Source organism: Actinoplanes sp. ATCC 53533, from assembly GCF_003947245.1.
The window spans coordinates 21,873-29,118 of the sequence record NZ_QHHV01000241.1; the positions used below are offsets into that span (position 1 = coordinate 21,873).

7 protein-coding genes are annotated in these 7,246 nt (G+C 65.5%); 4 read left to right on the top strand and 3 right to left on the bottom strand.

What is annotated here, in order from left to right:
• The first annotated feature begins 232 nt into the window (after nucleotides 1–232).
• The 4 genes from DMB66_RS51165 (at nucleotide 233) to DMB66_RS51180 (ending at nucleotide 5,039) form a co-directional block, all read left to right on the top strand.
• Nucleotides 233–928, top strand: coding sequence for a response regulator transcription factor (locus DMB66_RS51165; protein WP_125811352.1), 696 nt, complete (start codon nucleotides 233–235; stop codon nucleotides 926–928).
• Nucleotides 928–2,787 (top strand): cell wall metabolism sensor histidine kinase WalK, encoded by a 1,860-nt coding sequence (locus DMB66_RS51170; RefSeq protein ID WP_125811353.1) that lies wholly within the window; start codon nucleotides 928–930, stop codon nucleotides 2,785–2,787. Before DMB66_RS51165 ends, DMB66_RS51170 begins: the two co-directional genes overlap by 1 nt.
• A 92-nt stretch (nucleotides 2,788–2,879) precedes the next feature.
• Nucleotides 2,880–3,434, top strand: coding sequence for a hypothetical protein (locus DMB66_RS51175; protein ID WP_125811354.1), 555 nt, complete (start codon nucleotides 2,880–2,882; stop codon nucleotides 3,432–3,434).
• Nucleotides 3,435–3,842: 408 nt separating this feature from the next.
• Entirely contained in the window at nucleotides 3,843–5,039 is a 1,197-nt protein-coding gene (locus DMB66_RS51180; RefSeq protein ID WP_125811355.1) for a glycoside hydrolase family 64 protein, read from the top strand.
• Nucleotides 5,040–5,239: 200 nt separating this feature from the next.
• Here the strand turns inward: DMB66_RS51180 and DMB66_RS51185 are convergent, their stop codons facing one another.
• The 3 genes from DMB66_RS51185 to DMB66_RS61870 form a co-directional block, all read right to left on the bottom strand.
• On the bottom strand, nucleotides 5,240–5,809 hold the full coding sequence (locus DMB66_RS51185; protein ID WP_125811356.1) for a hypothetical protein: 570 nt from the start codon (nucleotides 5,807–5,809) through the stop codon (nucleotides 5,240–5,242).
• Nucleotides 5,810–6,081: 272 nt separating this feature from the next.
• On the bottom strand, nucleotides 6,082–6,894 hold the full coding sequence (locus tag DMB66_RS51190) for an ExeA family protein (RefSeq protein ID WP_125811357.1): 813 nt from the start codon (nucleotides 6,892–6,894) through the stop codon (nucleotides 6,082–6,084).
• Nucleotides 6,891–7,246 (bottom strand): hypothetical protein (locus DMB66_RS61870; protein ID WP_199753132.1); only part of this gene is annotated, 356 nt, incomplete at its 5' end. The genes DMB66_RS51190 and DMB66_RS61870, both read right to left, overlap by 4 nt.

The following is a 7,246-nucleotide window of genomic DNA, read 5'->3' on the forward strand; positions in this document are numbered from 1 at the left end:
ACCGGATTGGGCCGGTCCGCCGCGGAGCGGTCCGCATGACGCGCAGACCTGTGGACTCTCGGTCACGGCGAGGTAACACGGCGCCAGATTTGGGCAGGCGGCTGGCAGGCACCGCGTCAGCGAAATGATGCATGGGTACCGATCCTGGGCAGCAAATTTGAGGAAGGTGTGAATTTCGGCCGCCAGATGTCGGCCCTGATCTTGCTGGCGGACATCTCCGTATAGTCGCAGCGTGTGCGCACATGTTCTCGTCGCCGAAGACGACGCAAGACACGCTGAGATCCTCCGACGGTGCCTGACAGCTGCAGGTCACGACGCCTTCGTCGTGCACGACGGACGCGCCGCCGTGGAGCACGCCCGGCGGTGGCGTCCGGACCTGCTGGTACTGGACGTGATGATGCCCGAGTTGGACGGCTGGGACGTATGCCGCATTCTGCGCCAGGAGTCCGATCTGCCGATACTCATGCTCACCGCCAGGTCGAGCGAGAACGACCTGTTGCTCGGCCTGGACGGAGGCGCCGATGACTACCTGACCAAGCCCTACAGCCCTCGGGAGCTGATGGCTCGGGTACGGACCCTGCTGCGCCGGGCCCAACAGACCTCGGGCCCGGCTGCCACCATGTTGCGGGTCGGCGGGTTGACCCTCGTCCCGGCCCTGCATGAGGTGTCCTGCGACGGGAGGCCCGTCGACTGCACGCCGGGCGAGTTCGCGATGCTGGTGGCCATGGCCCGGCAGCCCGACCGCATCTTCACCCGGGTTCAACTGATGGAACACACGAAGGGCGTCGACCGCAGTTCGACCGACCGGACCATCGACGCGCACGTGCGGAACATCCGCCGCAAGATCGAGCCGGATCCGCGTCGCCCGACCCGGCTGCTGACCGTATACGGGGTGGGCTACAAGCTCACAGCTGCCAGGAGCGGCTGATGCGGGCGCGCCGGATACCGCTGCGCCGCAGCCTGGTGGTGCGCCTGCTCGCTACGTCGGTACTAGTGGCAGTGTGCGCGATCGCCGCGACCGCATGGCTGGCGGTGACCACCACGACCTCCGCGATCCAGCAGGAACAGGGACAGTCGCTGGCGAATGACGCCAACGTGTACCGCGAACTGGTCGGCTACGCTGCCACCCACAAGGACTGGACCGGAGTCGCCGGCCAGATCGACAAGCTCGCCGAGCAGACCGGCCGGCGGATCACCCTGCTCGACGAGGACCGCGCCCTCATCGCCGACACGAAGGCGAGCGGCCCATCGCTGCGGGCGGCCCGACCGTCCGCGACCGTCGACGCGCTCAACCTCGACCAGGCGTTGACCGGTGGGACGGAGAAGATCGATCCGCGGGCGGTGGGGCCGTACCGGCTGACGGATGCGGAGCGCGATCGGCTGCGCACGGTGGCAGACGACGAGGTCGGCTGCCTGCGCGCGACTGATCAGATCACCGGCGCCGTGAGGGAAACGCCTAGTGGCCGGCCGATTGTCGTGCTACCGCCCGGCACCCAGAGGTTCCTCGTGCCCGGCGAGAAGGTGTGTGACTCCGTCGCGGACGTGCCGACCCGGACCGAGTCGGCTGCTTTGGCCAAGTTGCAGACCTTGGTCAAGAACTGTCTCTCCGACGACGGGGATACCTTCGTGGACATCACACCCGACTTCAGGGTGACTACCGCCGAAGACGATGGCAACGGCCAGAAGGTGCAGGACGACCCCGCCGCCGTGGCCTGCGTGGAAAGCCAGCGCAAGCAGCAGTTGCGGCCGTTCGTGGCGCCGCCGGCGCTGCTGTTCGTCACCGATCCGACCAGCGGCGTGCCGGAGCCGAGGTTCACGCTGTCCGGGACGAACACGTTGCGGATCGTCGCAGTGGTCGGGGCGGTGGTGATGCTGGCAATCCTGGTCATGGTCCTCGTCGGGCTACGGCTGGTTCGCCCGCTGCGCGCACTCGCCGAGGCTGCCCGCCAGCCGGTCGACTCGCAGACCCGCGTACCGGTCACCACCGGCGACGAGATCGGATACCTCGCGACCGCTCTCAACGACCTCGCCGAGCGCAGAGAACACACGGAACGGCAGCGCAAGGCGATGGTCAACGACGTCGCCCACGAGCTGCGCACACCGCTGACGAACATCCGCAGCTGGCTTGAGGCCGCCCTGGAAAACATCACGCCGACCGATCCGCAACTGCTCATGCTGTTGCTCGACGAATCGGTGCTGCTCCAGCACATCATCGACGACCTCCGGGATCTCGCCGCCGCCGATGCCGGCAGCCTGCACATCCACCCCGAGGGCGTATTCGTCAACGACGCCCTGGAACAGGTCGCGGACGCTCATCGCAGCGCCGCCGAGACCGCCGGCGTCCAACTGCGCACCCACACCGCTGCCGATCCCGAGATCAACGTCGACCCGGTACGGCTGCGTCAGATGGTCGGCAATCTGGTGTCCAACGCCATCCGCCATACCCCGGCGGGCGGCACCGTCACCATCCGTTCTCATCTGATCGACGGCCAACTCGTCATCGAGGTCGCCGACACGGGCATCGGCATCAACCAGGCCGACCTGCCAAAGATCTTCGACCGGTTCTGGCGTGCCGACCGCTCGCGCACCCGAGCGACCGGGGGCAGCGGACTCGGCCTTGCCATCGCCCGCAAGCTCGCCGAGGCCCACGCCGGCGACATATCTGTCGCCAGTCAACCCGGCGCCGGGTCTGTCTTCACTGTCCGGCTACCCGCAGTGTCACCAGCCGAGCCGCCCGCCTCCGGCTCTCGGCACAGGCAGCCAGAACCCGGCACGCCGGTTCCGTAGATCCATAGTGGATCACGGCCCTTCGGTGGCCGACTTCGTTCGATTCGAACCGCATTCACAACTTCCTCATATTCGTTCAGCACGCTACCCGGATGACCTACAACACCAATTTCCGGCGGTTCGCGGTATTCATCACCGCAGCTGTTTCGGCCACCGCACTGGCCGCATGCGGCGAGAACCCGGCACCGAGCGAAGGCGCCAAGCAGCAGGATGTCGCGACCATCGTCGGCACGAAAGGCCCCTCCACTGCGGCGTCATCGGCCGCCGCGGAACGCCCACTGATCCGCCCCGACACGTCCGACGAGGAAAAGGACCGCCTCGATCAGCTCTGGAACGAATGTCGAAAGGCGAACGGAGCGAAGATGGAGATCTACCAGGGCGAGGAGATCGTCGACAAGACGGCCCCCGAGAGCGAACGGGCGACGGAGAAGTGCGTCGACAAACTCCCGGAGGAGCTGTGGGAGCGCGCCAAGCGCACCGATCCGTTGTACGAGGACAAACTCCGTGCCTGGGTCAGGTGCATTCAGTCGCACGGCATCAAGGCCACGGCCGAGGGCAAATTCCTGTCATTCGAGAAGGGCCTTCCCTCCGAATCCGAGCAGAAGTTCGTCGACCAATGCGAGATGGACGCGTTCGGCGAAGGCTGATCAGCGGGCGTACGCGCATGGCATGGCTTCACGCCGATCCGATACCGGCGCTACTGCATTAGGTCGTCAGCCTCGCCAACAACGGCAAGCTGCGCGGTGCCACCGGAGCTTCGATGCAGCCGATGGCGACGCCGTTCCTGCGGACCTGACTATGAACTAGCTGGTCCGGCGGCGTTCACGATTGATCCCTCCAGGGCTCTGGTGCAGGCCCAAGAACGGATGGCGCAATGTGCGTGAACCGAGGAGAGATTGTCGCCGGTCAGTTCGGACACCGGGCGGCTCGGGGCCAGTAGTGCCCGATGCCGCCCGGTCGTCGGCGACTTACTGTTAAGAAAGTTATTGACAAGCATCGCCTGCTCATCGATCCTGAGAGCGCTCTCACACCCCCGTCCTCAGGAGAGTTCACCCATGCGAAAACCCAGAATGCTCGCCCTCGTCACGGCGCTAGCCGTCGGCGTGCCCATCGCCTTCGCCGTCACCACCACGACCAGTGCGGACGCGGCCGTCACCGGCACGACCATCCCGCTCAAAGTGGCCAACAATTCCGGCCGTGGCGACCAGGTCTACCTCTACAACATCGGCACGCTGCTGGCCACCGGGCAGCAGGGCTGGGCCGATGCCGCCGGCACGTTCCACGCCTGGCCGGCCGGTGGCAACCCGCCCACAGCCGCGCCCGACGCATCCATCGTCGGCCCGGCCAGCGGGCAGAGCATCACGATCAACATGCCCAAGTTCTCGGGCCGGGTCTACTTCTCGTACGGTCAGAAACTGGTCTTCAAGCTCACCACCGGCGGCCTGGTCCAGCCCGCAGTGCAGAACCCGACCGACCCCAACGCGAACATCCTGTTCAACTGGACCGAGTACACGCTGAACAACGACGGCATCTGGATCAACAGCACCCAGGTCGACATGTTCTCTGCGCCGTACGCGGTCGGCGTCAAGAAGGGCGACGGCTCGACGATCAACACCGGGCGCCTCAAGTCCGGCGGCTACAACAGCTTCTTCGCCGCGCTGCGCGGCCAGCCGGGCGGCTGGGCCAACCTGATCAGGACCCGCCCGGACGGGACGATCCTGCGCGCGCTAGCGCCCGGGCACGGCATCGAGGCGGGCGGACTGCCGGCCACCGTACTCAACGACTACGTCAATCGGGTATGGACGAAATACAGCTCCACGACCTTGACCGTGACGCCGTTCGCGAACCAGCCGAACACGAAGTACTACGGCCGAGTATCGGGCAACGTCATGAACTTCACCAACAGCGCCGGCGCGGTCGTCACGTCATTCCAGAAACCCGACTCCGACAGCATCTTCGGCTGCTACAAACTGCTCGACGCGCCCAACGACCTGGTTCGAGGGCCAATCTCCCGAACACTGTGTGCCGGCTACAACCGGTCGACACTGCTGACCAACGCCAACCAGCCGTACAACGTGCCGTCAGCGTTCTATCAGGACACCGTCACCAACCACTACGCCCGCAAGATCCACGCTCAGATGGCCAATGGAAAAGCATATGCGTTCGCCTTCGACGACGTCGGCGCAAACGAGTCGCTGGTCCACGACGGCAGCCCGCAGCAGGCGTACATCACCCTGGATCCCCTCAGCTGACCTTGGCCACCTGACAGCGTCTCCCCGGCAAGTAGGTACATACTTGCCGGGGGGATACGTTACGTTTCCCGACCGCGCCCATGGTGACGCGATCAGTTGCCGTCGGTCGGAGCCTGAAATTTGGGTCGCCGTCACAGGGACCGTCCATCCAAAGCGACACCCGCATTTCCTTTACGTTATCGTCCCTCAATATCAGCCGCTCAGGGATTGTTGTCGTAGTACGCTTCTCTGTAGCACTCCTGCATGACGGCACGGCGGTCGACACCTGGGCGGACCTCGCCGAAGTCGAAGAACTCGGCATCCCACTGACCGCTTACCTCAACGCCGCCTTCGTTGAGACACTTCATCCAGGCGCGGGTCTGATCCGCGAGCTTCGGGTTTCTGGTCTTGTCGAATATCGGATCCAGGTACGGTTCCTTGGACTTGCAGGCCGTTACCGCACCCGGCCATGTTTTCTCCCAGTCTTCCACTGGGATCAGGTCCTTGTTGTTCGGTATGCTTTTGTCCCACATTGTCACGCCCTGCGTCTTGAGGCAGGAGTAGTAGGTATTGTAGATCGCGTCCTTGTCCGCTTCGGTCATGTCCATCCGGATCATGGCGCCCACATCTGTGGGAAGCACCTTGGACTGCGATGCGGCGGGGCCCGCCGTGCCAGCAATAGTCGCGACCTCAGGAGACGCGGAGTCCTTGTCCGCCGCCTGGTCGGAGCATCCGACGAGGGCGACCACCGACAGGGTACCAGCGCAGATGAGCCGGATTAATCTCGCCATGTTTCCTGGCTCCTTCGCTATGTTGCTGATTAGTTCGACTGCCGATCAGGGGCTCCCGTCGCCTTGCGGGTGACCATGCCCTACGAATATGAGGAAAGTGTCAGGGTCGCCGCGCGGCCTGTTGCAACCGAAGCAGGGCCGCTGGCCCCTTGTTGAGCGACGCTGTGGATGGCGATGACGGCGTCGTTGAGCGTGACGATGTGGTTTGGGTGTGAAAGAACCCCGCCGGCTACGCCGGCGGGGTTCTGGTGTTCACGGTGTCGGCGTGGTGGTCATTCTGTCGTGACTTCGGCGACGGCGGCGCGGGCGCTGGATTCGTCGACGATGGTCTTGTTCGTGGCGTAGGCGGCGACGAGGGCTTGGATGGCGAGGTTGTTGATCGCTCTGGGCAGGCCGCGGGAGACCTGGTGAATCAGGGCGAGGGCGTCGTCGCTGAACAGGGTGTCGGAACGGCCGGCGAGTTTGAGGTGGTGGCCGACGTAGCTGCTGGTTTCGTCGGCGGTCATGCCGGTGATGGTGTAGCGCAGGGCGATGCGCTGGTCGAGCGCGGCGAAGGTGCCGAGTTTGATCCGCCGTCGGAGGGTGGGTTGCCCGACCAGCAGGGCGGCGAAGGGTGAGTGGCTGTCCATGTCGGCGTTGCTCAGGAGCCGGAGTTCTTCGAGTTGGTCGGTGTCGAGTAGGTGGGCTTCGTCGAGGATGAGGACCACGGTGCGGCCGCGTTCGTGGTCCTCGGCGGCGAGGAGATCGGCGGTTTGTGGGATGAGGGCGGCTTTGTGGAAGCGAGGGACGCCGCCGAGGGCTCCGACGATGCCGGCGTAGAGGCCGCGGCCACCGACGGCGGGGTTGCCGAGGTAGATGATCGTGTGGCGGCTGGTGTCCAGGCCGGCCAGGGCGGCGCGGATGGCGACGGTTTTCCCGGCGCCGACCTCGCCGGTGATCACACCGAGGGCGCGTTCGGTGACGCACCAGCCGATGCGGGCGACGGCTTCGGCGTGGCCGCCGTGGCGGTGCAGCATCTGCGGTGCCAGGGCTCTGCCGAACGGGGTGCGGGTGAAGCCGTAGTGCGCTTGCAGTTTGTCGATCACGCCGGCACCTCGTCTGTCGGGTCGGTGCCGGGCAGGGTGAGTTGGCCGGGCAGTTGGTCGTCGTCCAGTTGCGAGTAACGCAGTTTGGTGGCCAGTTCGGCTGTGTGTTCGGCCTCGACCAGGCGCAGGTAGTCGATCCCGGTTACCGCCGGCTGCGGTGGTGTGGTGTCGTCGGGGCGGGCCTTGTGGTGCACGTGCCGGCCGATCTTGTGTGGGATCGCCTTGCCCATCGATCTGCCGTGCCAGCGGACCTCGAGGGCGGTGAGATCGAACGGGTCGAAGACGAGTTCGATCTTGCGCCCGACCAGAGCGGCGTCGACTTCGTAGTGGTTGCCGTGCAGACCGACGGTGG

Bases quoted from the DNA above. Each gene is read 5' to 3' on its own strand.
- DMB66_RS51170 (WP_125811353.1), top strand. From the start codon at position 928: ATGCGGGCGCGCCGGATACCGCTGCGCCGCAGCCTGGTGGTGCGCCTG.
- DMB66_RS51175 (WP_125811354.1), top strand. From the start codon at position 2,880: ATGACCTACAACACCAATTTCCGGCGGTTCGCGGTATTCATCACCGCA.
- DMB66_RS51180 (WP_125811355.1), top strand. From the start codon at position 3,843: ATGCGAAAACCCAGAATGCTCGCCCTCGTCACGGCGCTAGCCGTCGGC.
- DMB66_RS51185 (WP_125811356.1), bottom strand. From the start codon at position 5,809: ATGGCGAGATTAATCCGGCTCATCTGCGCTGGTACCCTGTCGGTGGTC.